General features: G+C 42.2%; 1 protein-coding gene. It reads left to right on the forward strand.

The window, feature by feature from the left end; translation table 11 throughout:
• The coding region (locus tag Q1B47_RS21810) for a hypothetical protein (protein WP_299798831.1) at positions 1-248 on the forward strand (248 nt) is incomplete at its 5' end.
• Between the last annotated feature and the right edge of the window lie 844 nt (positions 249-1,092).

A 1,092-nucleotide genomic window follows, 5' to 3' on the forward strand; every position in this document is an offset into this window, starting at 1 on the left:
TCTCGAACTCAGAAGTGAAACGCAATAGCGCCGATGGTAGTGTGGGGTCTCCCCATGTGAGAGTAGGTCATTTCCAGATGCCTAATTTCTCTTTAAGAGAGTTGATAAAGCCCGTTGCACACGCAACGGGCTTTTTTCGTTTAATCTTCAGTCTCGTGATACTTTGCTACAAGGCGTACAACCCGTGTATGGGGACCGATAACCAATATGATCTGCGCGCCCACTTCTATGTGAAACCTAGTAAATAGCTTCTAAATAGCTTCTGAGTCATAGCCCCATGAGTCTGTTGCACCGTCCTGCATTAGCACATCCATAGTCTCAACGTTTCAAATTCAATGCGCATAAACGAACCTTCTGAAGAAACTATATGATAAAACCAAGCCAAGAGGTGAGTTCTTTGCATGTTTGTCCTAAATTGCGCTCATAGGAGGTTATCTACACATTTGTGCTGCTACGAATATCCAGCCTTAACATCGCCCGGTAAAATGTCCTTTCACTATTTACTGTCCCCCCAGCTAAAGAGCCTACTCATAAAATAGATGTCTGCACTTTATGATGTTAACTCTACTCCTGGAACTCATGCTTGATAATGAGCAATGAAGTTATTCAGCGGCGGGTTGCAACACCAAGATAAAAGCCGCAAAGGAAATCATAGACAAAAGTGATGTTATTAATGTTTAAGGCACAGACTCATATCAGCGGATTACCCATTTAGCACGCTTGATTGGCACTCTATTACCTGGATGTTATTGACTTAGATTGTGCATAACTCTGTGGGTAATAGGTTAGGAGCTTGTGCTTTTGTGGTGGTAATTAAATAAATCAAAGATTTTGTAAAAAAGCCCTTGTGCTCTGGGCTGAGATCCCTATAATGCGCTCCCACTGACACGGCACAGCAGTCTTCTTAAGGAAAACTCAGAAGCAGTCAGGGCAACAAGTTCGCTAAGTTTGGTAGTAGATTTAAACTCGATTTAATCGATTAAAAATCTTTTTCAAAAAGCACTTGACGCCAACTAAGGAAAGCGTAGAATACGCAGCCCTAGCCCGCTCTACTGAGTTTGAGGCAAACGTTCTTTAACAAGTTAAGACAAG

This window comes from uncultured Shewanella sp., from assembly GCF_947501225.1.
GTDB lineage: Bacteria > Pseudomonadota > Gammaproteobacteria > Enterobacterales > Shewanellaceae > Shewanella.